A 26,301-nucleotide genomic window follows, 5' to 3' on the forward strand; every position below is an offset into this window, starting at 1 on the left:
CCCCTGCAGTTTTCGTAAGGAGAACCATGACGACCGTGGCGGCGAACGATGACGGCCTCGGCCAGGTGCTGCTCGACGGGACACTGGCGCTCTTCGCCTACTCCGGCGTGGGCCTGGTGCTGTTCATCATCGGCTTCTACATGACCGACCTGGCCACCCCCGGCCGCCTGATCACGGTGATCCGCGAGCACCGCAACCCGAACGCGACGCTGCTCGCCTGCGCCGCGACCGTCGGCGTCGGGCTGATCGTCGCCGTCTCGATCTTCGCGTCGGGCGGCGACCTGGCGGAGGGGCTGACGCGGACGCTGGTGTTCGGCGCGGTGGGCATCCTCGCGCAGACGGTCGCGACGATGATCTTCGACCGGCTGGTGGGGATCGGCGTCGGGACGCTGGCCGACGACGCCGGCGACCGGCTGGAGCCCGCGGCGATCCTGCTGGCCGTGGCCAATCTCATGATCGGGTTCGTCACGGCCGTGGCGGTGTACTGACCCGCGGTGCCGATCCTCTGAACGGACCCGCCGGACCGCGCGCCTAGCGGAGCCGGGCGGGAACGTCGAAGGTGGCGACGACGGCCTGCCAGATCTCCTTGGCGGGCTCGCCGTCGGCGAGGGCCTGCTCGATCGTGCGCCCGCCCAGCGCGGCCATGACGTGGTCCTTGGCCACGCTCTCGGCGTAGCCCTCGCCGAACTGCTGGTTCATCCGATCCCAGAAAACAGTGAGCCGCACGAGACCACGCTATCCGACCCGCGCCGGGGCCCGGCCGGTGCGCGTTCTGTCGTACCGGCGAGGCACTATGGTCGGGTGGGCGGTGACGTGCTCGAACGCTTCTCCCCGGCGACCCGTGCCTGGTTCTCCGGGGCCTTCGCCGCGCCCACCCCGGCGCAGGCCGGCGCGTGGGAGTCGATCTCGGCCGGCGACGCCACCCTGGTCGTCGCGCCCACGGGATCGGGCAAGACCCTCGCCGCGTTCCTGTGGTCCCTCGACCGGCTGGCCGCCGCGGGCGCGGACGCCCGGGACGAGGACTCCGATCCCCTTCGGCGCTGCCGGGTGCTGTACGTCTCGCCGCTCAAGGCGCTGGCCGTGGACGTCGAGCGCAACCTGCGCGCCCCCCTGGCCGGCATCCGCCAGGCGGCACGGCGGCTCGGCCTGCCCGAGCCCTCCGTCCGGGTCGGGATGCGGTCGGGCGACACCCCGGCCGACGAGCGGCGCAGGCTCGCGACCAGGCCGCCCGACATCCTCATCACCACGCCGGAGTCGCTGTTCCTGATCCTCACCTCCCGGGCCCGCGAGTCGCTGCGCGGGGTGGAGACGGTGATCGTCGACGAGGTGCACGCCGTGGCGGGCACCAAGCGCGGCGCGCACCTGGCGCTGTCGCTGGAGCGGCTCGACGCGCTGCTGGAGCGGCCCGCGCAGCGGATCGGCCTGTCGGCGACCGTCCGGCCGGCGGAGGAGGTGGCGGCCTTCCTCGGCGGGAGACGGCCGGCGCGGGTCGTCCAGCCCCGGTCCGAGAAAGTCTTCGACCTCGACGTCGTCGTGCCCGTGGAGGACATGGGCGAGGTCGGCGGGTTCGTCGACGACGCGGGCGAGGCCGACCCGCGGCGGCGCAGCATCTGGCCCCACGTGGAGGACCGGCTCCTCGACCTGATCGAGGCGCACCGCTCGACGCTGGTGTTCGCGAACTCCCGGCGGCTGGCCGAGCGGCTGTGCGGACGGCTCAACGAGCTGGCGTTCGAACGCGCCACCGGGGGGCCCCTGCCCGAGGACCACTCCCCCGCCGCGACCATGGCGCAGGCGGGCGCGTCCCGGGGCGCGCCCGTGGAGATCGCCCGCGCCCATCACGGCTCGGTCTCCAAGGAGGAGCGGGCGGGGATCGAGAACGCGCTGAAAGAGGGGCGCCTCCCCGCCGTCGTGGCGACGTCCAGCCTGGAGCTGGGCATCGACATGGGCGCCGTCGACCTGGTCGTGCAGGTGGAGTCGCCGCCGTCGGTGGCCAGCGGCCTCCAGCGGGTGGGGCGCGCCGGGCACCAGGTGGGCGCGGTGTCCAAGGGCGTCATATTCCCCAAGTACAGGGGCGACCTCGTCCAGACGGCGGTGGTGTCCGAGCGGATGCGCGGCGGTGAGATCGAGGAGCTGCGCTACCCGCGCAACCCGCTGGACGTCCTGGCCCAGCAGATCGTCGCGATGGTGTCCATGGACGAGTGGACCGTGGACGAGGTGGAGTCGCTCGTCAAGCGCGCCGCCCCCTACGCCACGCTGCCCAGGTCCGCGCTGGAGGCGACGCTGGACATGCTCGCCGGGCGCTATCCCAGCGACGAGTTCGGCGAGCTGCGCCCGCGCCTGGTCTGGGACCGCGTCACCGGCGTCCTGCGCGACCGTCCCGGGGCGCAGCGGCTGGCGGTGACCAGCGGCGGGACGATCCCCGACCGCGGCCTGTTCGGGGTGTTCCTCGTCGGTGAGAAGTCGTCGCGCGTCGGCGAGCTCGACGAGGAGATGGTCTACGAGTCGCGGGTGGGCGACGTGTTCGTGCTCGGGGCGAGCTCATGGCGCATCGAGGACATCACGCCCGACCGGGTACTGGTCTCGCCCGCGCCCGGCCAGCCCGGAAAGCTCCCCTTCTGGCACGGCGACGCGCTCGGGCGCCCCGCCGAGCTGGGGCGGGCTCTGGGCGCCTTCACGCGTGAGCTAGCGGGGCTGCCCGCCGAGTCCGCGCGCGAGCGCGTGTCCGCGGCCGGGCTGGACGCCTGGGCCGCGGGGAACCTCGTCTCGTACGTGAACGAGCAGCGGGAGGCGACGGGGCACGTCCCCGACGACCGCACGATGGTCGTCGAGCGGTTCCGCGACGAGCTGGGCGACTGGCGGATGGTCGTCCACTCGCCTCTGGGCGCGCGCATCCACGCCCCCTGGGCGCTGGCCATGGCGGGCCGCCTGCGCGAGCGGTACGGGGTCGACGCGCAGGCCATGCACGCCGACGACGGCATCGTCATCCGCATCCCCGACATGGACGAGGCGCCGGGCCTCGACCTCGCCGTCTTCGACGCCGACGACATCGAGCGCGTCGTCGTGGACGAGCTGGGCGGGTCGGCGCTGTTCGCCGCCCGGTTCCGCGAGTGCGCCGCCCGGTCCCTGCTGCTGCCCCGGCGCCGCCCCGACAAGCGCATGCCGCTCTGGCAGCAGCGGCAGCGCGCGGCGCAGCTGCTCGCGGTGGCGAGCAAGTACCCGTCGTTCCCGATCGTCCTGGAGACGATGCGCGAGTGCCTCCAGGACGTCTTCGACGTCCCGGGCCTCGTGGGGCTGATGCGCGACCTGTCGGGGCGCAAGATCCGGCTGGTCGAGGTAGAGACGCCCGAGCCGTCCCCCTACGCCCGCTCCCTGCTGTTCCGCTATGTCGGCGCGTTCATGTACGAGGGCGACTCGCCGCTCGCCGAGCGCCGCGCCCAGGCGCTCGCGCTCGACTCGGCGCTGCTGGCCGAGCTGCTCGGCCAGGCCGACCTGCGCGAGCTGCTCGATCCGGAGGCGGTCGCCGAGACCGTCCGCGAGCTGCAGCGGCTCGCGGACGACCGGCGCGCCCGCGACATGGAGGGCGTCGCCGACCTCCTGCGCGCCCTGGGGCCGCTCAGCACGGCGGAGGTCGCCGAACGCGCCGTCCCCGGCGGTGACTCCCCGGCCTGGCTGGTGGAGCTGGAGGCGACGCGGCGGGCGATCCGCGTCCGGATCGGCGGCGAGGAGCGCTGGGCGTCGATCGAGGACGCGGGCCGCCTGCGGGACGCGCTCGGCTCGCCGCTGCCGGTGGGCGTGCCCGAGGCGTTCCTGGAACCGGTGGACGACCCGCTCGGCGACCTCGTGTCCCGCTACGCGCGCACGCACGGCCCGTTCCGGCCGGCCGAGCCCGCGGGGCACCTCGGCCTCGGCACCGCCGTCGTCGTCGAGACGCTGCGCCGCCTGGCGGGCGCGGGCCGGGTCGTGGAGGGCGAGTTCCTGCCGGTGGAGTCGGTGTCGGGGCCGCTGGCGAGCGAATGGTGCGACACCGGCGTGCTGCGGACGCTGCGGCGTCGTTCGCTGGCCCGGCTGCGCGCCGAGGTGGAGCCGTCGCCGCCGGAGGCGCTCGGCCGGTTCCTGCCGGTCTGGCACGGCATCACGGGCGGTTCGCGGCTGCGCGGCATCGACGCGCTCGTCCAGGCGATCGAGCAGTTGCAGGGCGCGGCGGTCCCGGCGTCGGCGCTGGAGTCGCTGATCCTGCCGTCGCGGGTGGCGGGCTACACCCCGGCCCTGCTGGACGAGCTGACCTCCGCGGGGGAGGTCGTCTGGGCGGGGCAGGGCGGCCTGCCGGGAGGAGACGGCTGGGTGTCGCTCTACCTGGCCGACACGGCGCCGCTGCTCATGGCGCCGCCCGCGGAGATCACGCTGACGCCCGCGCACCGGGCCGTGCTGGACGCGCTCGGCGACGGCGGCGCGCTGTTCTTCCGGACCCTGTCGGACCGGGTGAACGCGGAGGTCACCACGTCCGACGCCGATCTCGCCGCGGCCGTGTGGGACCTCGTCTGGGCGGGCCACCTGACCAACGACACGATGGCGCCGCTGCGCGCCGCGCTCGGGTCGGGCCGCCCGGCGCACCGGTCCCGGCCGACTCGGCGGGGGCGGCCCGTCCTGCCGTCCAGGACGGGTCCGCCCACGGTCGCCGGACGCTGGTGGCCGCTGCCCGCGCGCGAGCCCGCCGCGACGCCGCGCGCGCACGCGCTGGCCGAGGCGCTGCTGGAGCGCTACGGCATCGTCATCCGCGGCGCGGTCGCGGCCGAGCGGACCCCGGGCGGGTTCTCGGCCGTGTACCCCGTCCTGCGGGCGTTCGAGGAGAGCGGGCGGTGCCGCCGCGGCTACTTCGTCGAGGGGCTGGGCGCTGCGCAGTTCGCGCTGCCGGGCGCGGTGGACCGGCTCCGCGCGCTGCGTCCCGCCGCCCTGCCCGGCGACACGGTGCCGGACGACCCGTCCGCGCTGTGGGAGACGCCGGCACCCGCCGCGCGGGACGGGCGCGCCCTGGTCCTCGCCGCCGCCGACCCCGCCAACCCCTACGGCGCGGCGCTGCCCTGGCCGGAGCGCGCGGACGAGGTCGCGGCCGGGCACAAGCCGGGCCGCAAGGCGGGCGCGCTCGTGGTGCTGGTCGAGGGCCGCCTCGCCCTCTACGTCGAGCGCGGCGGCCGGTCGCTGCTGACCTGGGACGACGACCCGGACCTGCTGCGGCCCGCGGTGGACGCCCTGGCGCTCGCCGTCCGGGAGGGCGCGCTCGGCAAGCTGACCGTCGAGCGCGCCGACGGAGAGTCGATCAACGACTCCCCGCTCGCCGCCGCGCTGGAGTCGGCGGGCTTCCACCCCACCCCCCGCGGCCTGCGGCTCCGCGGCTGACCGGCTCACCCACACGGCGCGCCGGCGGGACGGTCAGCGGGGGCGGCGGGCGGGCTTGAAGAGCGAGATCAGGCCGCGCAGGGTCCGCTCGTCCAGGGAGCCGAACGGGTTGTCGTGGACGAGGTAGGTCCAGGTCGCCGAGGGCCGTTTCAGGCCGGCCGCGTCGAGGTCGATGCCGCCGGCCGTGGCGGTCAGCCCCCCGAACGCCGCCGCGGCGCTCGCGCGGGCGTCGGCGAGCAGCCGCTTGCCCGCCGGGACGGCGTCCCGGTTGAACTCGATCAGCGGGTCGAGGCCGCGGCCGAGCGAGCGCAGGTGGATGCCCTCGCGGAGGTCGGCGAGGTAGGCCAGGTGCTCGGCCCAGTGGCGGTCCAGCTCGTACAGGACGACCTGGCGGGCGGCCTCGGCGACCGCCTCGGCGCCGGCGACGGCGGTCAGCTCGGCGTGCCGGCCGGGGACGTCCTCCGCCATCACGCGGTCGCCGCGGTCGCCGCGCAGCACCGCGTCCCGCTCGGCCAGGACGTCGCGCCGCTGCAGGCCGATCAGATGGTTGTAGCGCCAGGTGTTGCGGTGCAGTTCGAGGTCGACGCCCTCGGCGACGCGCTGCGCGTGGCCGACGATCCAGTGCGCGCCCCGGTCCTCGACGCGGCCGTCGGCGCCCGCGGCGGCATCGCTCCTCTCGCCCGGCGCGTAGCGGGTGACCAGGTCGTCCTGGAGGCTGGTGAAGAACACCGAGCCGCCCGGGTCGCCCTGGCGTCCGGAGCGTCCCCTGAGCTGGTCGTCCAGGCGGCTGCTGTGGTAGCGGCCGGTGCCGATGACCAGCAGGCCGCCGGCGGCGGCGACCAGCTCGCGGGCGGTGGTGCCGGCGTCGGCGGGCGAGGTGCCGGGGGGATCACCGGCCACCGCCGTGGCGGGTCCGCCGCCGAGGCGGATGTCGGTGCCCCGCCCGGCCATCTGGGTGGAGACGGTGATCGCGCCGGGACCGCCCGCCTCGGCGATGATCGCGGCCTCGGCCGCGTCGTTCTTGGCGTTGAGCACCACGTGGCCGAGGCCGGCGCGGGCGAGCCGGCGGCCCAGCCGCTCGGACTCGGCGACGTCGCCGGTGCCGACCAGCACCGGGCGGCCCGCGGCGTGCGCGGCGGTGATCTCCTCGACGATCGCGACCTCCTTGTCGGCGGACGTCGCGTAGAGCCGGTCGGGCTCGTCGGCGCGGACGCACGGCCGGTTCGGCGGGACGACCGCGATCTCCAGCGAGTAGAACTCGGTGAGCTGTCCCGCGACCGCCATGGCGGTGCCGGTCATGCCGCAGCGGACCGGGTACCGCCCGATCAGCTCCTGCACGGTGACGGAGTCGAGGATCTCCCCGCTCGGCGAGGCCGCCAGCGCCTCCTTGGCCTCGACGGCGGCCTGCAGCCCGTCCGGCCAGCGCTGCAGCAGCGCCACCCGGCCCCGCGCCTCGCTGATCAGCTTCACCGCGCCGTCCCGGACGATGTAGTCCACGTCGCGGTGCAGCAGGACCTCGGCGTGCAGGGCGAGGTTCACGGCGGTGAGGACGCCGAGGTGCTCGGCGGCGTAGAGGTCCACGCCGAGGGCGCGCTCCACCTCGCGGGCGCCCGCCGGGGTGAGCTGGACGTTGCGGGCCTCGTCGTCGGTGTCGTAGTGCAGGCCGGGCCGCAGCCTGCGGACGAGCCCGGCGTAGCGGGGGTCGGCCTCGTCGTCGCCCGCGGCCCCGGCGAGGACGAGCGGCACCATCGCCTCGTCCACCAGCACCGAGTCGGCCTCGTCGACCAGCGCGACGGACGGCTCGGGCAGCACGAGGTCGCCGGGCGCGGTGGCGAGGCGGTCCCGGAGGAGGTCGAAGCCGACCTCGCTGACGGGCGCGTAGGTCACGTCGGCCCGGTAGGCGGCGCGCCGCTCGGCGGGCGTGGACGCCTGGCCGACCCAGCCCACCGACACGCCGAGCAGCTCGTACAGCGGGCCCATCCATCCGGCGTCCCGGCGGGCGAGGTAGTCGTTGACCGACAGCACGTGGACGCGGCGGCCGCGCAGCGCGTGCCCGGCGGCGGCCAGCGCGCCGGCGAGGGTCTTGCCCTCGCCGGTGGCCATCTCGGCGACGTGCCCGGACAGCAGCGCGAGCGTCCCGACCAGCTGGACGTCGTAGGGCCGCTCGCCGAGGGCGCGGCGGGCGGCCTCGCGGCCGGCCGCGCACAGCCCCGCCGGGTCGTCCCGCTCGCGCAGGGCGGCCGCCTCGGCGGTGAGCCCGGCGTCGGTGAGCGCCCGGACGCGGTCCTCGCGTCTCCCCGCCTCGTCCACGATGGCACGGAAGGGCGCCAGATCGACGCTGCCCGGCTTCTGGACGAGGCGCCGCAACCGGTCGCGCAGCGCCATCGCGTCCCCCCTTGCTCTCGGTCCCGGGCCCCGGGACTGACGGTACGCGCCCACCCTTCCCCAGATGTCCCCGGCGCGGAACCCCGGGACGCCTCCGAGACGGCTTCCGGGGCGGCCTCTGGGGCGGTCTCCGCACGAGGTCTGACCTCGACTTCATCCCTCAGGCGGATCCCCCGGGGGCCCGAGTTTGAGAGCATGAGGACCTACGGGGTTGCGGTGGCCAGGGGAAAGCGTCACCGCGGAACGGGGTTTCACCATGACATCGACGGCACGGCGTGCCGCCGCGCAGCGGCGCAAGCGCCAGATCATCAGCCAGACGCTCATCGACCGCGCGCTGAGCGACCCGCGGCGCCACGAGCAGGCCGCGGCCGCGGCGGCGGCCGCCAAGTAGGGCCACCGGGGACGGGCACCGCCTGGTCCTCGCGCGCATCGGCGCCCCCGCCTTCCGGGCGGGGGCGCCGCGCGTCGTGCCCGCGGAGCCGCCGTCCCCTGATCGTCCGGGTGCCGGCGCTGGGCCGTGTCAGCTGCCCAGGGGCGCCGAGAAGACGTCGTCGCGGGCCCGCTCCAGGGCGGCGTGCAGCGCTCCGCGCAGGACGGGGTTGCCCTCCACCTCGGTCACCGCGACCGTGGGCCGGGTCGGGCTGAAGCGGCCCACGGCCCGCTCGATGCGGCCGGCCAGCGGCGTGCCGCCGGCCCGGCCGAGGCTGCCCGACAGCACGACCAGCCCGGGGTCCAGGACGATGTTGACCGAGGTCACACCGTAGGAGATCCGGTTGGCCAGCTCGTCCAGGAAGGCGCCGCCGTGCCGCTCGTCGGCCGCCGCGGCGCGGACGCACTCGACGGCGGTGGGCTCGACGATCCCGTGCCGGTGGGCCAGGGCCCGCACGGCGTCGGCGCCGACGAGCGAGCCGTAGCCGCCGGCGAGGCTGGGGGTGCCCCAGGAGGTCGACTCGGTGACGCCCTCGTCCTCGGGGCCGCGGCGGGCGGCGGCCAGCGGGAGGGGCGCGCCGGGGACGGGAAGGTAGCCGATCTCCCCCGCGCCGCCCGAGCGGCCGCGGTGCAGCCGGCCGCCGAGCATGACCGACAGGCCCATGCCGCGGTCGAACCACATGAGCGCGAAGTCCTCGGCCTCGCGGGCGGCGCCGTAGGCGCGCTCGGCGATCGCGGCGAGGTTGACGTCGTTCTCGATCGTCACCGGCCGGCGCAGGTCGGTCTTCAGCGCGGCGAGGACGCCCTCGTGCCAGGCGGGCAGGTCGAAGGAGAACTGGACGTCGCCGGAACGCGGGTCGACCACGCCGGGGGTGCCGATCACGAAGGCGCTCAGCTTCGACAACGCGACCCGGGCCGAGCGGCACGCCTTGACGACCGCGTTGTGGACCATCTTGACCGGTTCGTCGGCCCCGTTGGGATCGACGGTAACCTGGGCGGCGACACAGCCGGTGATGTCGGCGACGCCCGCCGTGACGCCGTCCGGGCCCACCTCGAGGCCCGCGACGTAGGCGCTGGACGGCACCACCGAGTACAGGGCCGCGTTGGGGCCGCGGCCGCCGGCCTGCTCCCCGACGACCTCGACCAGGCCGCGATCCTCGAGCCTGGACAGCAGCTGGGAGGCGGTGACCTTGGACAGCCCGGTGTGCTCGCCGATCTGCGCGCGCGTCAGCGGGCCCTGCTCGACGAGCAGGTCCAGGGCGGCGCGGTCGTTGAGCTCCCGCAGCAGCCGCGGTGTTCCCGGGCGTCTGGCCATGCTGGTACCCCTCGATGTCTCAATCCGCTAACGGGCGGTTTTGTTTAGGAAAGTTTCTTGTTAGTTTACGCCCAAGCGCCAACCGGTCCCGTACCCGGGAGGGGGGCGCGCGCAGAGCGCCGACTGGCGTGCAGGGCGCCCGCGAGCGATGCGCGGTGAGGGGGGCATGGATGGACCCTAAAGGGTCGTACCCTGCTCCACTCGCACCGCAGGCCACAAGGCCGCGCGAGGCGATGCCGGAAAGGATCCCCCAGTGAAGTACATCAGGATTGCGGCGGCGACGGCCGCGATCGCCCTGGCAGCCACCGCCTGCGGCGGCGGTGACGACGACAAGGACAAGTCCGGCTCGGGCAAGGACCCGGCGCAGCTGAAGGTCTGGATGATGGGCGACGGAACGCCCGAGCAGACCAAGTTCCTCGACACCGTCGAGACCGAGTTCAAGCAGAAGCACCCGAACACCGACGTCCAGATCAAGTACGTGCCCTGGCCGCAGGTCGCCACCACGTTCCAGAAGGCCGCCGCCGGCGGCGAGGGCCCGGACGTGACCGAGCTGGGCAACACCGACGTGCAGTCCCACGTCGAGCAGGGCAGCCTCGCCGACATCTCGGACAACTTCTCCGGCTGGGCCGACGGCAAGACGCTCAACAAGACGGCTCTCGAGAACGACCAGTCGGGCGGCAAGACCTACGCCGTGCCGTGGTACGGCGGCGTCCGGGGCATCTGGTACCGCACGGACTGGTTCCAGGAGCTCGGCATCCAGCCGCCGAAGACCTGGGCCGACCTCACCGCGGCCGCCAAGAAGGTCCAGGACTCCAAGAAGGTGCCCGGCATCGGCGCGCCGAGCGACCAGACCAACGCGCTGGTCAGCTTCATCTGGGGCAACGGCGGCGAGGTGGCCACCAAGGACGGCGGCAAGTGGGCGGGCAAGCTCGACCAGCCGCAGGCCGTGGAGGCCGTGAACTACTACACCGGCCTGGTGACCAAGGAGAAGGTCGCCCCGGAGCAGTACATCGGCAAGAACGAGCTGGAGGGCCCGCAGCGCGACTTCGCGCTCGGCAAGCTCGGGATGTACATCGACGGCAGCTGGGCGCTGAAGGAGATGAAGAAGGTCTCCGCCAAGGACGAGGGCAAGTGGGGCGTCTTCCCCATCCCGAGCAAGACGGGTGGGAACGCTCCCGTCATGGCGGGCGGCTCCGACCTCGCCGTCTGGAAGGACAGCAAGGCCAAGTCCGTCGCCTTCGACTACATCACGGTGCTGAACACCGCCAAGAACGCCAAGGCCTGGGCGGACTACAGCGGCTTCTCCTCGATGCGCTCGGACGTGAAGTTCTCCGACCCCAAGCTGGAGATCTTCACGCAGATCGCCTCCAACACCAAGTTCACCCCGATCAGCGCCGGCTGGGGTGAGTTCGAGCAGGCCAAGAAGGTGCTGCCGAACGCCCTGAAGGCGATCATGCAGGGCAAGGCCGCCGACGGCGAGCTGAAGAAGGCCAACGAGCAGGCGAACACGCTGCTCAACTCCTAGCACCCAAGGCCCGTGCCGCCCGCCCTCCCCGGCGGGCGGCACGGCCGCAGGCCATCCGTCCCCGCTGATCGGAAGCGCAATGCTCGACACCGCACCCGCGGTGCGGAAGCCGCCCGGCCGCAAGAACCCCGGCCGGGCGCGCTCCCTCCGCCGGCCCCGCTTCGGGCCCTACCTGCTGATCGCGCCCACCGTGGTCGTGATCGCCGTGCTGATGTTCTGGCCCATGATCCAGATCGGGATCATGTCGTTCCAGAAGGTGGGCAACCGCCAGCTGCGCGGCGAGCCGGCCGAGTCGGTCGGCACCGAGAACTTCCGCACGATCCTCAATGACCCGTTCTTCTGGCAGACCCTGCGGCAGACCGTCCTGTTCGCGGTGGTCGCGGTGACGCTCACGCTCGTGATCGGGACGCTGATCGGGCTGCTGCTCAACAAGCTCGGCAAGCGCATGTCGAGCTTCGTCGCCGGCGGCGTGATGGTCGCCTGGGCGACCCCGCCGGTCACCGCCGCGATCATCTTCAGCTGGCTGTTCGGCTCGACGGGCGGCCTCGTCAACTGGAGCCTGGACCTGCTGCCCGACTTCCTCGTCGGCGGCGGCTGGAACGACTACAACTGGTTCGCCACGCCGCTGTCGACCTACACCGTGCTGACCGTCTGCGTGGTGTGGCAGGCGTGCCCGTTCGTGGCCGTGTCGGTGCTGGCCGGTCTAAAGAGCGTGCCGAGCGAGCTGTACGAGGCGGCGCGCGTGGACGGCTCGGGCCCGTGGCGGACGTTCTGGAGCATCACCTACCCGATCCTCAAGCCGATCTTCTTCGTGCTGCTCGTCATGTCGATCATCTGGGACTTCAAGGTGTTCACCCAGCTGTTCGTGATGTCGGGAATGGCCAACCGCGACGCGTTCAACCTGTCGCTCTACGCCTACTCCGAGGCGTTCGGCTCGCTGAATCCGAAACTCGGCATGGGCTCGGCCATCGCGCTGGTGTTCACGATGATCCTGCTCGTCGTCACGGCCCTGTACGTCCGGGTCATGGTCCGTCAGGGGGAGACCCGATGAAGCCCTCCGGCTCGGCCGGCGCGCGCCCCGGCGGCGCCGGGGACGGCGCTCGCAGAAGAAGGATCCGCAAGAGCGTCCTGAACGGGACGGGCCTGCTGGTGTTCTTCTTCTCGGTGTTCCCCGTCTTCTGGATGGCCTCCACCGCGTTCAAGCCCAACAACGAGATCTTCAGCACGACGCCGAAGCCGCTGCCGTCGCATCCGACGCTGGAGCACTTCGACCTGGTGATGAACGGCGGCATCGCGGAGGTGTCCTTCTGGACCTATTTCCGTAACAGCGCCGTGCTGGCCATCGCCACCGTCGTGGTGTCGAGCCTGCTCGCCCTGCTGGCCGCCACGGCGGTGGCCAGGTTCCGCTTCCGGTTCCGCACGACGTTCATGGTCATGCTGCTCGTGGTCCAGATGGTGCCGCTGGAGGCACTGGTCATTCCGCTGTTCCTGGACCTCAAGCGGCTCGACCTGCTGAACACCCTGCCCGGCCTCATGATCGTCTACGTCGGGTTCGCCACGCCGTTCGCCATCTGGATGCTGCGGGGGTTCGTCGCCGCGGTGCCGCGCGAACTGGAGGAGGCCGCCGCCATCGACGGCGCCGGCCCGATCCGGACCTTCTTCAAGGTCATGCTCCCGCTCGTCGCGCCCGGCCTGGTCGCGACCAGCATCTTCTCGTTCATCACGGCCTGGAACGAGTTCATCTTCGCCTTCACTTTCCTGGACGACCAGGACAAGTACACCCTGCCGATCATGCTGCAGTTCTTCCACGGCCGCAGCGGCAACGCCTGGGGGCCCATCATGGCAGCGTCGACGCTGCTCACCATTCCCGTCATCGCGTTCTTCCTGCTCGTCCAGCGCCGCATGGTGTCCGGGCTCACGGCCGGGGCGGTGAAGGGATGACCACCGACGACATCGCGACCACCGAGGAGACCCTCCGGCTGGCCCGCGGCACCCTGCTGCCCTCCTTCCCCGGCCCGGCCGCGCCCGGCTGGCTGCTGGACGAGCTGGCGGCCGGGCTCGGCGGCGTCACGCTGTTCGCGCTCACCGGCAATGTCCCGAGCCCGGAGTCGCTCGCGGCGCTGACCGCGCAGATGCGCAAGGCCGGCGACCCGTTCGTGACCATCGACGAGGAGGGCGGCGACGTCACCCGCCTCGGCGGGCACCTGACGGGCAGCCCCTATCCGGGCAACGCGGCGCTCGGCGCCGTGGACGACCCGGAGCTGACCCGCCGCGTCTACCGCTCGCTCGGCGCCGAGCTGGCCGAGGTGGGGGTCAACTTCAACTTCGCGCCCTCGGTGGACGTGAACACCGCCGACGACAACCCGGTGATCGGGACCCGCTCGTTCGGGCCGGACCCGGCGCTGGTGGCCCGGCACGCGGCCGCGGCCGTCGCCGGCACCCAGGAGGCGGGCGTGGCGGCCTGCGCCAAGCACTTCCCCGGGCACGGCGCCACCGTGGAGGACTCCCACCTGGCCGTCCCGCTCGTCGACGCCGACCTCGACCTGCTGGACCGCCGCGAGCTGGTCCCGTTCCGGGCGGCGATCGGCGCCGGCACCCGGGCCGTGATGACCGGGCACCTCAACCTGCCCTCGATCACCCGCGGCGTACCGGCCACCCTCTCCCCCGAGGCGATCACCGGGCTGCTGCGCGAGCACCTCGGCTACCAGGGGGTGATCGTCACCGACGCGCTCGACATGGAGGGCGCGAGCGGCGCGATCGGCATCCCGGAGGCGTCGGTGCGGGCCCTCATCGCGGGCGCCGACCTGCTGTGCCTCGGGCCGCGCGAGCACGCCGAGACCCTGCGGGCCACGCTGGACGCCATCGTCGCGGCCGTGCGGACCGGACGGCTGCCCGCGGCCCGGCTGGCGGACGCCGCGGAGCGCACCGGCGCGCTGAAGGGCTGGCTCGCCGGGAACAGCCCCGCCGAGGTCGACCGCGCCGTGGGGCTGGAGGCGGCCCGCCGCGCCGTCCGGGTGACCGGCTCGCTGCCGGTCTGGAACGGGTCCCGGCCGCTCGTGGTGGAGCTGAAGGCCGGCGGCAACATCGCGGTCGGCCCGACCCCGTGGGGGCTCAGCGCGTGGGCGCCGGACGCCGTCCAGGCCGACGGGTCGGAAGGGGAGGCAGTCCGTGTCCTGGAACGTGCCACGGGCCGCGGACTGGTCGTCGTGGTGCGCGACGCGCACCGCCACGCGGGCCAGCGGGAGCTGACCACCGCCCTTCTGGCGGCCCGTCCCGACACGGTCGTCGTCGAGATGGGACTGCCGGTTTGGCGGCCCGCCTCGGCGGTCTATCTGGCCACCTACGGCGCCGCGGCGGCCAACGGCCAGGCGGCCGCCGAACGGCTCGGCCTGACCCCCGCCTGACGGCGGTGACGGACCCGTGGCGCGCCCGCCGGACCAAGGCCCGGCTCCGGGCGGGCGCGCCACGCCCCGCCCCTGAGCAGGGCGGCCGGGGCGGGGTAAGCCAGACCAGTCCGATCGGCAAGGGATAATACGAGCATGCGATTGTCCGCCCGGGTCGACTACGCGCTGCGCGCCGCAGCGGAGCTGGCGGTGGCCGGAAGTCATCCGGTCACCGCCGTCCAGCTCGCTGAGGCGCAGCAGATTCCGCCCAAATTCCTCGAGAACATCCTCGGCCAGCTGCGCCGGTCCGGCCTCGTCCGCAGCCAGCGCGGCCCTGAGGGCGGCTACTGGCTGGCGCGCCCCGCCGAGCAGATCTCTCTCGCCGACATCATCCGCGCGATCGACGGGCCCCTGCTCGGCGTCCGCGGTGAACGGCCCGAACACGTCGGCTACGAGGGGCCGGCCCGCTCCCTCCAGGAGGTGTGGATCGCGCTGCGCGCCAGCGAGCGCTCCATCCTCGAGTCGGTCTCGCTCTCGCACATCGCGGCGGGCGAGCTTCCCGAACCCGTCCGCAAGCTGACCGACGACCCGTCCGCCTGGGAAAGCCCCTCCTTCATCTAGGGACCGCACCGGTGCCGGAAGGGGACGTCGTCTGGCTGGCCGCCCGGCGCCTGCACGAGGCGCTCGCCGGGCGGCCTTTGACGTGCTCGGACTTCCGCGTCCCCCGGCTCGCCACCACCGACCTGCGCGGCCGGACCGTCCTGGAGGCCGTGTCCCGCGGCAAGCACCTGCTGGTGCGCGTCGAGGGCGGGCTCACCGTCCACACGCACCTGCTGATGGAGGGGCACTGGCGGATCCGCCGGGCAGGACCCGCCCCCCGCGATCACCGGGTCCGGCTCGTCCTCGGCAACGCGCGGTGGCAGGCGATCGGCTCCTCCCTGGGCCTGGTGGAGCTGCTGCCCACCGACGGGGAGGACGCGGCCGTCGGCCATCTCGGCCCCGACCTGCTCGGCCCCGGCTGGGGCCCGGGGGCCGCCGCCGAGGCCGTCCGGCGGCTCGGCGAGCGGCCCGAACGGGCGATCGGCGAGGCGCTGCTCGACCAGCGCGTGCTCGCCGGGATCGGGAACGTCTACAAGGCCGAGATCCTGTTCCTGCGGGGCGTGGACCCGTGGACCCCCACCGGCGCCGTCCCGGACCTGTCCGCGCTCGTCGACCTCTCTCACCGCCTCCTGGACGCCAACAAGGAGCGGCACGGCCACGTCACCACCGGTGACCTGCGCCGCGGCAACGAGCACTGGGTCTACGGACGGGCCGGCCGCCCCTGCCGCCGCTGCGGCACCCGCGTCCAGAGCGCCGGCCAGCCGTCGGACGCCGGCGCCCGCACCGTGTTCTGGTGCCCTCGGTGTCAACGTGCGAGCCCGGCCGTGTGACCGCGATCCCGGCCCAAGGGCTCGCCTGGCGGCTCGCTCCCTGACCGGGCTCGTGCGAGCGCGAATCGCTTCGCGATCTTCCCGGCGGGGCTCGCCTCCGGCTGCGCCCCGACGGTCAGGTGGCGCGCTCGCGTGACGGCTGAGGCCCACGGTGAGACGGGCTCTACGCGCGTTGCTCGGCCAGGCGGGCGACCGCGGAGAGGATCTCCAGCCGGACGAAACCGGCGCCGCCCGCGCGGATCAGCATCCAGTACGGGGCGAACGCACGGCGGGCGGACGCGCTGGTCGCGTGGACCCGGGTCTCGAAGGACAGCACGGACCCGGCGCCGTCCGGCACCACCCTCAGGGACAGCGCGGCCTTCACCCATCCGGGTTCCCCGAAGGCGGTGAACGCGGCGGGATCGCCGGGCTCGACCGGCGCGGGCTCGGGCCGGAGCCGCCAGAACTTGGCGATCTTGCCCTTGACCAGTTCGGTCCCCTCGTCCCGGACCAGGTCGGGCGTCGGGAAGGACTCGATCAGCGGGCCGCTCAGCCGCGTGCCGCCCGCCGACCGCAGGGCCATGAGCCTGCGCGAGACGGGCAGGTCCTCGGCGGCCAGGCCCATCATGGCGTCCCACACCGCCGGGGGCCCGGCCTCGATGCGGCGGGTGTAGCGGGAGCGGAAATGGTGCCCCGGCAGGAGCCGGTCGAGCCCCGTGTCCCGGGTGCCGATGTCGTCGGTCATGGTCACTCCTTCGCGCCGAGCGCGGCGACCACCGCGCCGGCCAGCCGGTCGGCCAGGCCGGCGGGCGCGTCGCCGCCGACCAGGAAGAGATAGGTGAAGATCGGCCCGAGCAGCAGCGCGTGCGCGAAGGCCGGGTCCGCGGCGGCGATCTCGCCGCGGTCCGCGGCCCGGCCGAGGATCTCGGCGAGGACGGCCCGCTCGAAGTCGACGAACCCGGCGGCGAACCGGGCGGCCAGCGCCGGGTCGCCGGACACGTCCGCCAGCAGGCCCGGGAGCACCGACCGCGCCCCCGGGGCGGCGAGCAGCGCGATGATGTGCTCCGCCAGCGCGGCGAGGTCGCCGCGCAGCGTGCCGGAGTCGGCGGGCGGCGAGGGCCGCGGGCCGTGCACGACCGCCGCGAAGACCATCTCGGCCTTGGACCGCCAGCGCCGGTAGATCCCGGCCTTGCCCACCCCGGCGCGCGCGGCGACGCGGTCGATGCTGAGGCCCTGGTAGCCGGTCTCGGCGAGCACCTCGCGCACCGCGGCGACGACGGCCTCGTCCACATGCCCGGACCGCGGGCGTCCTCGATTCATGATCCCGAGTATAAACGAAACGGATCGATCCGTAAACAAAATCGCCGACGCCCGCACCCGGGAGTGGGCCGAAAAAGAAGGCAGGCCCCCAGCGAGCCGGGGGCCTGCCTCGAAGACCGTCAGGGGCGAGCCCCCGACCGATCCTCCTAAATCTGGGCCTGGAACATCCAGTGCTGCTTCTCCAGCTCGGCGGTGATGCCGATGAGCAGGTCCTGGGTGACGGGATCGGGCTCGTCGGTGGCGGCGATGCGGTCGCGGAAGCGGCCGATGACCTGTGCCAGCGTGTCGGTGATCGCCGCGACGACCTTGTCGTCGGGGAGGGGACCGGCCTCCAGTTGCGGGAGATGGGTGCGGTCGGCGACCGTGCGGGAGCGGCCGTCGGGGTTCACGCCGATCGCGACGGAGCGTTCGGCGACGTCGTCCTGGCCCTGGCGGGCGAGATCGACGACCTCGTCGAGGTGCTCGTGGACGACCTTGAAATTGCGCCCGGTCAGGTTCCAGTGGGCCTGCTTGGCCACCAGTGAGAGATCGATCAGGTCGACGAGGGCCCCCTGCAAGGCGTCTCCCGTGACCTTCTGGGCCGCCTCCGTGAGGGGGCTCTTGACCGTCGCCATGTCGGGCTCCTTCCGCGTCGTTACGGTTAGCCGTTACAACCCGGGAGCCTGCCCGTCTATGCCGAGCTCATGCGACGCCCCGGCGTGAGGCCGCGCACACCCGCGGCCCCGCCGGGGCAGGGAGCGCCGGACGACCTCAGGCGGCGACCATGTCGGCGCGGAACTCGCCGGTGATCTCCTCTGGAGTCTCCGGAATGCCGTCGGCCGCAAGACGCTCGTGCTCGGGCGCGCCCGCCATGACGGGCTCGTGCTGCAGCTCGGCGAGGGCCAGTTGATCCGCCACTTCCCTGAGCACGTGCGACAGCGGTACGCCTAGGGCTTTGCAGATAGAAGAGAGCAACTCGGAAGATGCCTCTTTCTGCCCTCGCTCGACCTCGGAGAGGTAGCCGAGGGAAACCCGCGCCGCCGCGGAGACCTCACGGAGGGTGCGTCCCTGGCGCAGCCGCAGCTGCCGCAGTACGTCACCGAGCAGCTGGCGAAGCAGGACCATCGTCTCGCTCCCTCCCTCAGTTCGGACCATCTGCCGGTTCCACCGTACCCGGCTTGGCGGTGGCCGTGGCAGACCGTTGATTTCGTGTTCGCTCGGAACGTAACGCTGTAATCAGCCCGACTCTTCCCGATCTTCCCGTGCGTCCCAGGCCGGGACCTCCGGGCCGACGCCCAGGAGGGTGCGTCTGAGCAGCTCAAGGGCATGGACGACGGCCATCCGGCGGAGCACGGCGCGGACTTCCGGGCCGGTGCCCGGCACGGGGAGTTTCGGGCTGACCACAGTGCGCGATTCTCCGGGTCCGGCCAGGCCGACGAAGACGGTGCCGACCGGGCGGCCGTCCTGGGGCTCGGGGCCGGCGACGCCGGTGACCGCGAGCCCGTAGGTCGCGCCGAGGCGGTCGCGCACGCCCGCGGCCATCGCCGCCGCGACGTCCGGGTGGACGGCGCCGTGCTCGGCCAGCAGGTCGCCGGGGACGCCCAGCAGCCGCGCCTTCAGCCCCGTCGCGTAGGTCACGGCCCCGCCCGCGAACGTCGCCGACGAGCCGGGCATCGCGGTCAGCTCCGCGCCGATCAGCCCGCCGGTGATCGACTCCGCCACGGCGACCGTCGCCGACCGGGCGGCGAGCAGCCGGTGCACGACGCGGTCGAGCGCCTCGTCCTCCACGCCGTACACGACGGGCCCGAGCAGGTCGCGGATCCGCGCCTCGGCGGCCGCGAGCCGCGCGGCCGCGTCCGGGCCCGCGGCGGTCACGCGGATCTTCACCTCGGCCGGGTCGGGCAGGTAGGCGAGCCTGACGTCCGGCATGGCCTCGACCTCGGCGAGGCGGGTCGCGATGACCGACTCCCAGACCCCGGCGGTGCGCAGCGTGCGGCGCGCCACGACCGGCAACCCGGCGCGCGCGGCCAGTTCCGGCAGCACCACCTCGTCCATGATGGTCCGCATCTCCGACGGGACGCCGGGCAGCGCGTACACGGTCCCGCCGGGCAGGTCCACGCGCAGGCCGGGCGCGGTACCCGCGGAGTTGGGCAGCAGGCCCGCGCCCTCCGGCACCTCCGCCATGCGGAACGCCATGGGCTGCAGAGCGCGGCCCGCCGCGGCGGCGCGTTCGCGCAGCCGTTCCTCGAGCCCGGCGTCCCGGACGAGCGGGACGCCCGCGGCCTCGGCGAGCGCGTCGCGGGTCAGGTCGTCGTAGGTGGGTCCGAGGCCCCCGGTGGTCAGGACGGCGTCGGCCCGGCCGAGCGCCGCCCGCACGGCCTCGACGATCACGTCGGTCTCGTCGCCGACGACCACGCTGCGGGTCACCTCGACGCCGTGGTCGGCGAGCCGCCGCCCGAGCCACGCCGCGTTCCCGTTGACCGTGTCGCCGAGGAGCAGTTCGTCCCCGACGGTGAGCAGTTCGACCCGCATCACGCCCCCATCCTCGCCCGTCCGTGCACGGCGCCCCGAATCTACAGCGGCCGGACGCGGGCCCGTCCGACGGGAGCGCCGGGGGGCCGGTTGACCGCCCGGCGCGGCCGCATCAGGACGGCGGCGCCCGGAAAAGCGAACGGCGCCCCGCCGCGCCGGTGCCGCGCAAATCCCCATTCACTCGCCGCGAAAAAGGACGTGCCGTGCAATGTGTCCCGCCGCAGGACGGTACGCACAGTGCGCGCGGACGAGAACGCGGCGAAGGCGCGCATCGTCGGCGCAGGACGTGCCCAGAGCGTTGACGCCGGGTCCAACTTCGGCCAGGAGTTCCCGTTATTTTGTGAGTCAGAACTCATTTGCCACGGCACGACGCGTAGCCATTCAAGGGGATAATTGCCGTGGGGCCGCAGACCGGGCTGCGGGGCCACGACCGGGGTGGGCGTGGCCTCGCAGCCCATGGCCCGGCTTCGGTCGTCAGACGCGCGTCAGGCGGCGCAGGACGGCGCCGCAGCGCCGCGCGTACGCCCGTTGGAACAGCGGGACGACGGGCCGCGCGAGCCGTCCGAGCGTTCCGGCCGGGCGGCTGAACGCGGTGACGGTCAGCCACACGTCGCCGTTGTCGTCCATGTGCACGACGAACGCCTCCTCTCCCCGCGCGGGGTGGCCGGGCAGCGTCCCGTAGGCCCATCCGACGCGGCGCTCCTCGTCGCAGGTCCACACGACGCGGCACGGCGCTCGCAGCCGCAGCGGCCGGACGCCGAGCGCGATCTCGACGGTGGCGCCGGGCTCGGCCCGCGGCGCGGACGCCTTCACTCCCGCGGGGATCGCACGGTGCATCCAGAACTCCATGAGCGCGTCGGCGGCGTTCCGCATCACGGCGGGCCCCTGCCCGACGAGCGTCCGCACGCGCAGGTGGTCGTAGCCGTCCGGCATGGTCGCGTCCCATGTCGCGCCGACCTCGGCGTACGTGAAGTCCTGTGCGGTCATCGTCGTCCCCCCGATGCCAGGATGCCGCAGCGGCGCCAACCTGACGAATCCGTGTCAGGTATGCCCCCGATCCCTGGCCTGACCCGGGACGGGCCCGTACCGTCCCACGCATGATCGCCGTCGTCGCGGAACTGAACATCTTCCCGATCAAGAGCGCGGGCGCCGTCCCGGTGACCGAGAGCGAGCTGACGGCGCAGGGGCTGCGGCACGACCGCGCGTTCATGCTCGTCCGCCCGAGCGGGCGGCACCTGTCGCAGCGCGAGGTGCGGCGCCTGGCCCTGCTGCGGCCCGCCTACGACGGCGTGAAGCTGACCGTGCACGCGCCCGCCGCGGCCGTTCCGCTGGTGCACGAAGAGGTGGACGGCCCAGCCTGGGACGTGACCGTGCATCGCCGTCCCTGCCAGGGCATCGACCAGGGGGACGAGGCGGCGAGCTGGTTCACGGCGGTCCTCGGGGTGCCCTGCCGGCTGGTCCGCTTCACCGGAACGCGCCCCACGCGGCTGGGCGACGGCACGCTGACGTTCGCCGACGGGTATCCGGTGTCGGTGCTGTCGGCGGAGTCCCTCGACGACCTGAACCGCCGGGTGGACGTCGCGCTCCCGATGAGCCGCTTCCGGCCCAACATCGTCCTGCGGGGGCTCGGCGCCTACGGCGAGGACGGCGTCGTCGGGCTGCGGGGCGGCGGAGCCGAGATCGAGCTGGTCCGGCCGTGCGGCCGCTGCGTCATCATCAACGTGGACCAGGAGACGGCCGAACGGGGCCCCGCCCCGCTGCGCGCTCTCGGCCGCTACCGCACCGGGCGGTTCCGGGACGAGCAGGGGATCATGTTCGGGCGGCTGGGCGTTCCGCGCGTTCCGGGGTTCCTGCGCGTCGGCGACCGGCTCACGGCCGAACGCGGCCCGGACGCGGACACCGGGTGAGGGGCACGGCTCAGTCCCGGGGGGCGTTGCGCAGCCGCCACGCCTGGACGACGTAGTCCAGGCCGGTGACGACGGTGACGATGAGGGCGGCGCCCATCGTCGCCCACCTGAGCGGGTCGAGGGGGCCCGGCAGGATGTAGAAGCCGATGGCGAAGACCTGCAGCATCGTCTTGAGCTTGCCGCCCTTGCTGGCCGGGATCACCCCGTACCTGATGACGACGAACCGCAGCAGCGTGACGCCGATCTCGCGGACCATGATGGCGGCCGTCACCCACCACCACAGCTCCCCCATCACCGACAGGCTGACCAGCGCCGCGCCGGTCAGCGCCTTGTCGGCGATCGGATCGGCGATCTTGCCGAAGTCGGTGACCAGGCCGCGGGCGCGGGCCAGATCCCCGTCGATCTTGTCGGTGATCGAGGCCGCGGCGAACACGGCGAACGCGGCGAGCCGCCAGCCGGTACCGTCCAGGAACAGCGTCCAGACGAACAGCGGGACCAGGACGATCCGGAGCAGCGTGAGGGCGTTCGCGACGTTGTAGACGCTCGCCGGAGGCGGCTCGGGCGACCCCGTGACCGGCTCCGGCGCGCCGGCGATCATGGCACGTCCGCGACGAGGTCCACCCCGTCGCCACCGGTGACGCGGGCCGCGACGATCTCCCCGAGCGCCAGGCCGTGCCCGCGGACGAGGACGGTCCCGTCCACCTCGGGCGCCTGGTGCGCCGCGCGGCCCTCGAACCCGTCGTCGGTCTTCTCCTCCAGCAGGACCTCGACCAGCGTGCCGACGCGGTCCTCGGCGCGCTGCGCGGTGAGCTCCTCGGCGAGGCTCGTCAGGTCCTCCACACGGCGGGCGACCTCCTCCGCGGGCAGCTTGCCGCCGAGGTTCGCGGCCTCGGTGCCGTCCTCGTCGGAGTAGCCGAACACGCCGATCGCGTCGAGCCGCGCCGCGGTCAGGAACGCCGCCAGCTCCTCGACGTCGTCCTCGGACTCGCCGGGGAAGCCGACGATGAAGTTGGACCGCACGCCCGCCTCGGGCGCCAGCGCGCGGATCTGGCCGAGCAGCTCCAGGAACCGCTCCCGGTCGCCGAAGCGGCGCATCGACCGCAGCACCGGCCCGCTGGCGTGCTGGAACGACAGGTCGAAGTACGGGGCGACGCCGGGGGTGCCGCAGATCGCCTCGATGAGCCCGGGACGGGTCTCGGCGGGCTGCAGGTAGCTCACCCGGACGCGCTCGACGCCGTCCACCGCGGCGAGGCCGGGCAGCAGCTTCTCCAGCGCGCGCAGGTCGCCCAGGTCCTTGCCGTAGGACGTGGAGTTCTCGCTGACCAGCACCAGCTCGCGGGCGCCGTGCCCGGCGAGCCACCGTGCCTCCTCCAGCACCTCCGCCGGCGGCCGCGAGACGTAGGCGCCGCGGAAGGCGGGGATCGCGCAGAACGTGCACCGCCGGTCGCAGCCCGAGGCCAGCTTCAGCGGGGCCACCGGGCCGCCGCCGAGACGCCGCCGCAGCACCCGCGGGCCGGACGCGGGCGCGACGCCGTCCGGCAGGGCGTCGTCGTCCCCCCCGTGCTCACCGCCGTGCTCACCGCCGTGCCCGGGGATCGCGACGGCGGCCGCGGACGCCGTCCGCTCGACGGGCGAGATCGGCAGCAGCGTCCGGCGGTCGCGCGGGGTGTGCGCCTCGTGCGGGCGGCCCGCCAGCACGTCGTCGAGCCGGTCGCCGATCGAGGTGTAGTCGTCGAACCCGATCACCGCGTGGGCCTCGGGCAGGGCCTCGGCGAGCTCCTTGCCGTACCGCTCGGCCATGCACCCGGCCGCGACGACCTTCGCGCCCGAGTCGTGCGCCGCCAGCAGCGTGTCGATGGAGTCCTTCTTGGCGGCCTCGATGAAACCGCAGGTGTTGACCACCACGACGTCGGCGCCGCCGGCGCCGTCGGTCAGGTCCCAGCCCGCGTCCTCGATGCGCGCCGCGAGCTCCTCGGAGTCGACCTCGTTCCGGGCGCAGCCGAGCGTGATGAGTGAGACCTTGCGGCGAGTGGACATGCCCCTAAGGTAATGGGCTCGGGCCCCCACGCCGACCAGCGGGCGGCGGTTTCGCGAACCGTGCCGGTACCGGCCGGGCGTCAGGTGGTCTTGGGGTCGCCCCGGCCGAAGTCCATGCGCTGGACGCCCTTGCCCCGCCCCGGCGCGCCGATGTCCTTGCCGTTCACCGTCATCCGGACGCCGCCGCCGACCCCGACCACGATGGTGATCTTCTTTTTGGCCGTCCAGCGCTTCTCGTCGCCGGCGCGCAGCAGCCCGCTGAACAGCGGCCTGCCCTTGTCGCCGCGCACGTCCACCCACGTCGCGCGCCTGGCCTCGACGCGCAGTTCCACCGTCTTGCGCGGGGCGGCCACCACGGGCGCGCCGTTCTTGGGCGGCGCGGCCACCGGCGGACGGGACGGGGCGGGCGCGGCGGGAGTCCCGGCGACCCGCCGCGCGGTGCGCTGCTCGCGGCCGGTGGTGTGCCCGACGACCTGGACGATCCCGTAGATCAGCACGAGCGCCAGGGCGAGCGCCATCGCGGCGCTCCAGTTCGGGGAGCGGCGCTCGCGGAAGGCGACGGGCTGCTCGGGCTCGAACGCCGACACCGCCGAGACCGGCTGGGGCGCGCCGCCGTGACCGGCGTCGAACTCGCTGACGAGGGGCTCGGGATCGATGCCGATGACGCGGGAGATGCTGCGAATGTGGCCGCGGGCGTAGAAGTTGCCGCCGCACGCGGAGAAGTCGTCGGCCTCCATGCCGCGGATGACGGTCTCGCGGATCCGTGTCTGGAGACTCACCTGGGTCACCGAGAGACCGGCCTGCTGACGCTCCTTCGCCAAGGTCTCACCGATGCTCACGCCGAGCCTCCTTCGAGCGCGTCCATGACCGACCCCACATTGCAGCGAACATCAGTCTAGAAACCGCAATGCCCGCTGAGCGACAGCCAACACGTTCGAAACTGGGCAAGATTTCGCATCATTCCGCCATCGCCCGCCCTCCCAGGGTTACGCAGCAAAGGAACACGCGGTTTCCGGCCGTGGAACGAACGGGGAACGGCGGACCGAACAGCCGGTTCGGCGGAGCCGGGTCACGTGCCGCCGCGCAGCTCCGCGAGGACGCCGGGCAGGTCGTCCGGCTTGGCCAGCACGTCCCGCGCCTTGGAGCCCTCGCTCGGGCCGACGATGTCGCGGCTCTCCATCAGGTCCATGAGCCGGCCCGCCTTGGCGAACCCGACGCGCAGCTTGCGCTGCAGCATCGAGGTCGACCCGAACTGGGTCGAGACGACCAGCTCGATGGCCTGGACGAGCAGGTCCATGTCGTCGCCGATCTCCTCGTCGATCTCCTTCTTCGGCGCGTTCGACTCGGCGACGTCCGCCCGGTACACCGCCTCCATCTGCCCCTTGCAGTGGTCGACGATCCCGTGGATCTCCTTCTCGGCCACGTAGGCGTTCTGGATGCGCATGGGCTTGCTCGCGCCCATCGGCAGGAACAGCGCGTCGCCCTGCCCGACGAGCTTCTCCGCGCCCGGCTGGTCGAGGATGACGCGGCTGTCGGCCAGCGAGGACGTCGCGAACGCCAGCCGGGACGGCACGTTGGCCTTGATGAGCCCGGTGACGACGTCGACGGAGGGCCGCTGCGTCGCCAGGACGAGGTGGATGCCGGCGGCGCGCGCGAGCTGGGTGATGCGCACGACCGAGTCCTCGACGTCGCGGGGCGCGACCATCATCAGGTCGGCCAGCTCGTCCACGATGACCAGCATGTAGGGGTAGGGGGTGTAGACGCGCTCGCTGCCGGGCGGCGCGGTGAGCTTGCCCGCCTTCACCGCCTTGTTGAAGTCGTCGATGTGCCGGAACCCGGACGCGGCGAGGTCGTCGTAACGGCGGTCCATCTCGCCGACCACCCAGTCGAGCGCCTCGGCGGCCTTCTTCGGGTTGGTGATGATCGGCGTGATCAGGTGCGGGATGCCCTGGTACATCGTCAGCTCGACCCGCTTGGGGTCGACGAGGATCATGCGGACCTCGTCCGGCGTGGCCCGCATGAGGATGGAGGTGATGAGCCCGTTGATGCAGGTCGACTTGCCCGCGCCGGTGGCGCCGGCGATGAGGATGTGCGGCATCTTGGCCAGGTTCGCCACGACCGTGCGTCCCTCGACGTCCTTGCCCAGGCCGACGATCATCGGGTGGTGCTCGTTCGTCGCGGCGGGCGAGCGCAGCACGTCGCCGAGGCTGACGATGTCCTTGTCGACGTTGGGGATCTCGACGCCGATCGCGGACTTGCCGGGGATCGGGGAGATGATGCGCACGTCCGCGCTCTTCACCGCGTAGGCGATGTTCTTGGTGAGCGCGGTGACCTTCTCGACCTTGACCGCGGGGCCGAGCTCGATCTCGTAGCGGGTGATGGTCGGGCCGCGGGTGAACCCGGTGACCTGCGCGTCGATGTCGAACTGCTCCAGCACTCCGCTGAGCGCGTTCACCACCGTGTCGTTGGCCTTGGTGCGCGGCTTGGCGACGCTGCCGGCCCGCAGCGCGGACTGGTCGGGCAGCAGGTAGATCTCGCCGGAGGAGGACAGCGGGAGCTGCTCGGAGCCGCGCGGAGCCGGGGTCGGGTCCGGCACGGCGAGGGGCTCCGGCGCGTCGTCCACGCGGGTGTCGTCCTCGCCGCGGGAGTCGTCCGGGCCGCCGTCCGGCGGGGCGCCGTCCGGGCC

At 73.6% G+C, this 26,301-nt stretch carries 23 protein-coding genes; 10 read left to right on the forward strand and 13 right to left on the reverse strand.

Annotated features, from left to right (window positions below):
- Positions 1-26: 26 nt before the first annotated feature.
- Entirely contained in the window at positions 27-488 is a 462-nt protein-coding gene (locus E1291_RS10575) for a DUF350 domain-containing protein (RefSeq protein WP_131737571.1), read from the forward strand.
- Positions 489-531: 43 nt separating this feature from the next.
- Here the strand turns inward: E1291_RS10575 and E1291_RS10580 are convergent, their stop codons facing one another.
- Entirely contained in the window at positions 532-726 is a 195-nt protein-coding gene (locus E1291_RS10580) for a DUF3046 domain-containing protein (RefSeq protein WP_131737572.1), read from the reverse strand.
- Between the two features lie 75 nt (positions 727-801).
- Here E1291_RS10580 and E1291_RS10585 point away from each other — a divergent pair, with 75 nt between their 5' ends.
- Entirely contained in the window at positions 802-5,394 is a 4,593-nt protein-coding gene (locus E1291_RS10585) for an ATP-dependent helicase (protein ID WP_131737573.1), read from the forward strand.
- A 33-nt stretch (positions 5,395-5,427) separates the two neighbouring features.
- Here E1291_RS10585 and secA2 read toward each other — a convergent pair whose 3' ends face one another.
- On the reverse strand, positions 5,428-7,779 hold the full coding sequence (gene secA2, locus E1291_RS10590) for an accessory Sec system translocase SecA2 (protein WP_131737574.1): 2,352 nt from the start codon (positions 7,777-7,779) through the stop codon (positions 5,428-5,430).
- Positions 7,780-8,035: 256 nt separating this feature from the next.
- Between secA2 and E1291_RS44565 the strand changes: the two genes are divergently transcribed.
- The gene (locus tag E1291_RS44565) at positions 8,036-8,170 is read left to right on the forward strand and encodes a hypothetical protein (RefSeq protein ID WP_278045246.1); all 135 of its coding nucleotides are present in this window, start codon (positions 8,036-8,038) and stop codon (positions 8,168-8,170) included.
- Between the two features lie 129 nt (positions 8,171-8,299).
- Here E1291_RS44565 and E1291_RS10595 read toward each other — a convergent pair whose 3' ends face one another.
- On the reverse strand, positions 8,300-9,523 hold the full coding sequence (locus E1291_RS10595) for an ROK family transcriptional regulator (RefSeq protein ID WP_131737575.1): 1,224 nt from the start codon (positions 9,521-9,523) through the stop codon (positions 8,300-8,302).
- 253 nt (positions 9,524-9,776) lie between these two features.
- On the opposite strand from E1291_RS10595, the gene E1291_RS10600 reads away from it, so the two are divergent.
- The 6 genes from E1291_RS10600 (at position 9,777) to E1291_RS10625 (ending at position 15,861) form a co-directional block, all read left to right on the forward strand.
- Positions 9,777-11,048, forward strand: a complete 1,272-nt coding sequence (locus tag E1291_RS10600) for an extracellular solute-binding protein (protein WP_131737576.1) — start codon at positions 9,777-9,779, stop codon at positions 11,046-11,048.
- A 79-nt stretch (positions 11,049-11,127) separates the two neighbouring features.
- Positions 11,128-12,099, forward strand: a complete 972-nt coding sequence (locus tag E1291_RS10605; protein ID WP_131737577.1) for a carbohydrate ABC transporter permease — start codon at positions 11,128-11,130, stop codon at positions 12,097-12,099.
- On the forward strand, positions 12,096-12,989 hold the full coding sequence (locus E1291_RS10610) for a carbohydrate ABC transporter permease (protein WP_131737578.1): 894 nt from the start codon (positions 12,096-12,098) through the stop codon (positions 12,987-12,989). Before E1291_RS10605 ends, E1291_RS10610 begins: the two co-directional genes overlap by 4 nt.
- Complete coding sequence (locus E1291_RS10615) at positions 12,986-14,452, forward strand: glycoside hydrolase family 3 protein (RefSeq protein ID WP_131737579.1); 1,467 nt, start codon at positions 12,986-12,988, stop codon at positions 14,450-14,452. Before E1291_RS10610 ends, E1291_RS10615 begins: the two co-directional genes overlap by 4 nt.
- A 135-nt stretch (positions 14,453-14,587) precedes the next feature.
- A complete protein-coding gene (locus tag E1291_RS10620; protein ID WP_131737580.1) occupies positions 14,588-15,052 on the forward strand; it encodes an RrF2 family transcriptional regulator in 465 nt (154 codons plus the stop codon).
- 11 nt (positions 15,053-15,063) lie between these two features.
- On the forward strand, positions 15,064-15,861 hold the full coding sequence (locus E1291_RS10625) for a DNA-formamidopyrimidine glycosylase family protein (protein WP_131737581.1): 798 nt from the start codon (positions 15,064-15,066) through the stop codon (positions 15,859-15,861).
- Between the two features lie 163 nt (positions 15,862-16,024).
- Here E1291_RS10625 and E1291_RS10630 read toward each other — a convergent pair whose 3' ends face one another.
- The 6 genes from E1291_RS10630 to E1291_RS10655 form a co-directional block, all read right to left on the reverse strand.
- Entirely contained in the window at positions 16,025-16,585 is a 561-nt protein-coding gene (locus tag E1291_RS10630; protein ID WP_131737582.1) for a hypothetical protein, read from the reverse strand.
- 2 nt (positions 16,586-16,587) lie between these two features.
- A complete protein-coding gene (locus E1291_RS10635; RefSeq protein ID WP_131737583.1) occupies positions 16,588-17,160 on the reverse strand; it encodes a TetR/AcrR family transcriptional regulator in 573 nt (190 codons plus the stop codon).
- Positions 17,161-17,306: 146 nt separating this feature from the next.
- Entirely contained in the window at positions 17,307-17,774 is a 468-nt protein-coding gene (locus tag E1291_RS10640) for a Dps family protein (protein ID WP_131737584.1), read from the reverse strand.
- A gap of 136 nt (positions 17,775-17,910) precedes the next feature.
- Positions 17,911-18,264, reverse strand: coding sequence for a helix-turn-helix domain-containing protein (locus tag E1291_RS10645; RefSeq protein WP_131737585.1), 354 nt, complete (start codon positions 18,262-18,264; stop codon positions 17,911-17,913).
- Positions 18,265-18,375: 111 nt separating this feature from the next.
- Complete coding sequence (locus E1291_RS10650; RefSeq protein WP_131737592.1) at positions 18,376-19,671, reverse strand: CinA family nicotinamide mononucleotide deamidase-related protein; 1,296 nt, start codon at positions 19,669-19,671, stop codon at positions 18,376-18,378.
- A gap of 474 nt (positions 19,672-20,145) precedes the next feature.
- Positions 20,146-20,658, reverse strand: coding sequence for a DUF1990 domain-containing protein (locus E1291_RS10655; protein WP_131737586.1), 513 nt, complete (start codon positions 20,656-20,658; stop codon positions 20,146-20,148).
- Positions 20,659-20,768: 110 nt separating this feature from the next.
- On the opposite strand from E1291_RS10655, the gene E1291_RS10660 reads away from it, so the two are divergent.
- Complete coding sequence (locus E1291_RS10660) at positions 20,769-21,578, forward strand: MOSC domain-containing protein (RefSeq protein ID WP_165495057.1); 810 nt, start codon at positions 20,769-20,771, stop codon at positions 21,576-21,578.
- Positions 21,579-21,588: 10 nt separating this feature from the next.
- Here E1291_RS10660 and E1291_RS10665 read toward each other — a convergent pair whose 3' ends face one another.
- The 4 genes from E1291_RS10665 to E1291_RS10680 form a co-directional block, all read right to left on the reverse strand.
- Positions 21,589-22,176: a CDP-alcohol phosphatidyltransferase family protein gene (locus E1291_RS10665; protein ID WP_131737587.1), complete on the reverse strand. Its 588-nt coding sequence runs from the start codon at positions 22,174-22,176 to the stop codon at positions 21,589-21,591.
- Complete coding sequence (gene rimO / locus E1291_RS10670) at positions 22,173-23,615, reverse strand: 30S ribosomal protein S12 methylthiotransferase RimO (RefSeq protein ID WP_131737588.1); 1,443 nt, start codon at positions 23,613-23,615, stop codon at positions 22,173-22,175. The genes E1291_RS10665 and rimO overlap by 4 nt, the downstream gene beginning before the upstream one ends.
- An 80-nt stretch (positions 23,616-23,695) precedes the next feature.
- The gene (locus tag E1291_RS10675; protein WP_131737589.1) at positions 23,696-24,454 is read right to left on the reverse strand and encodes a helix-turn-helix domain-containing protein; all 759 of its coding nucleotides are present in this window, start codon (positions 24,452-24,454) and stop codon (positions 23,696-23,698) included.
- Between the two features lie 230 nt (positions 24,455-24,684).
- Positions 24,685-26,301, reverse strand: a 1,617-nt coding sequence (locus tag E1291_RS10680; protein WP_242614066.1) for a DNA translocase FtsK, incomplete at its 5' end; no start/stop codon positions are given.

The sequence above is a fragment of the Actinomadura roseirufa genome, assembly GCF_900659635.1.
GTDB lineage: Bacteria > Actinomycetota > Actinomycetes > Streptosporangiales > Streptosporangiaceae > Spirillospora > Spirillospora roseirufa.

Bases quoted from the DNA above. Each gene is read 5' to 3' on its own strand.
- E1291_RS10605 (WP_131737577.1), top strand. From the start codon at position 11,128: ATGCTCGACACCGCACCCGCGGTGCGGAAGCCGCCCGGCCGCAAGAAC.
- E1291_RS10615 (WP_131737579.1), top strand. From the start codon at position 12,986: ATGACCACCGACGACATCGCGACCACCGAGGAGACCCTCCGGCTGGCC.
- E1291_RS10655 (WP_131737586.1), bottom strand. From the start codon at position 20,658: ATGACCGCACAGGACTTCACGTACGCCGAGGTCGGCGCGACATGGGAC.
- E1291_RS10660 (WP_165495057.1), top strand. From the start codon at position 20,769: ATGATCGCCGTCGTCGCGGAACTGAACATCTTCCCGATCAAGAGCGCG.
- E1291_RS10610 (WP_131737578.1), top strand. From the start codon at position 12,096: ATGAAGCCCTCCGGCTCGGCCGGCGCGCGCCCCGGCGGCGCCGGGGAC.
- E1291_RS10595 (WP_131737575.1), bottom strand. From the start codon at position 9,523: ATGGCCAGACGCCCGGGAACACCGCGGCTGCTGCGGGAGCTCAACGAC.
- E1291_RS10620 (WP_131737580.1), top strand. From the start codon at position 14,588: ATGCGATTGTCCGCCCGGGTCGACTACGCGCTGCGCGCCGCAGCGGAG.
- E1291_RS10575 (WP_131737571.1), top strand. From the start codon at position 27: ATGACGACCGTGGCGGCGAACGATGACGGCCTCGGCCAGGTGCTGCTC.
- E1291_RS10640 (WP_131737584.1), bottom strand. From the start codon at position 17,774: ATGGCGACGGTCAAGAGCCCCCTCACGGAGGCGGCCCAGAAGGTCACG.
- E1291_RS44565 (WP_278045246.1), top strand. From the start codon at position 8,036: ATGACATCGACGGCACGGCGTGCCGCCGCGCAGCGGCGCAAGCGCCAG.
- secA2 (WP_131737574.1), bottom strand. From the start codon at position 7,779: ATGGCGCTGCGCGACCGGTTGCGGCGCCTCGTCCAGAAGCCGGGCAGC.
- E1291_RS10650 (WP_131737592.1), bottom strand. From the start codon at position 19,671: ATGCGGGTCGAACTGCTCACCGTCGGGGACGAACTGCTCCTCGGCGAC.
- rimO (WP_131737588.1), bottom strand. From the start codon at position 23,615: ATGTCCACTCGCCGCAAGGTCTCACTCATCACGCTCGGCTGCGCCCGG.
- E1291_RS10635 (WP_131737583.1), bottom strand. From the start codon at position 17,160: ATGAATCGAGGACGCCCGCGGTCCGGGCATGTGGACGAGGCCGTCGTC.
- E1291_RS10645 (WP_131737585.1), bottom strand. From the start codon at position 18,264: ATGGTCCTGCTTCGCCAGCTGCTCGGTGACGTACTGCGGCAGCTGCGG.
- E1291_RS10665 (WP_131737587.1), bottom strand. From the start codon at position 22,176: ATGATCGCCGGCGCGCCGGAGCCGGTCACGGGGTCGCCCGAGCCGCCT.
- E1291_RS10630 (WP_131737582.1), bottom strand. From the start codon at position 16,585: ATGACCGACGACATCGGCACCCGGGACACGGGGCTCGACCGGCTCCTG.